General features: G+C 53.7%; 1 rRNA gene. It reads left to right on the forward strand.

The annotated features are described in order from the left end of the window. Positions 1 to 255: ribosomal RNA gene (locus GTP27_RS23480) — 16S ribosomal RNA — on the forward strand; the annotation flags it as partial.

The raw sequence follows: 255 nt of genomic DNA on the forward strand, positions 1-255 counted from the left end.
GTCCAGACTCCTACGGGAGGCAGCAGTGGGGAATTTTGGACAATGGGGGCAACCCTGATCCAGCAATGCCGCGTGAGTGAAGAAGGCCTTCGGGTTGTAAAGCTCTTTTGTCAGGGAAGAAACGGTGGAGGCTAATATCCTTTGCTAATGACGGTACCTGAAGAATAAGCACCGGCTAACTACGTGCCAGCAGCCGCGGTAATACGTAGGGTGCAAGCGTTAATCGGAATTACTGGGCGTAAAGCGTGCGCAGGC

The organism is Duganella qianjiadongensis, assembly GCF_009857915.1.
GTDB lineage: Bacteria > Pseudomonadota > Gammaproteobacteria > Burkholderiales > Burkholderiaceae_D > Rugamonas > Rugamonas qianjiadongensis.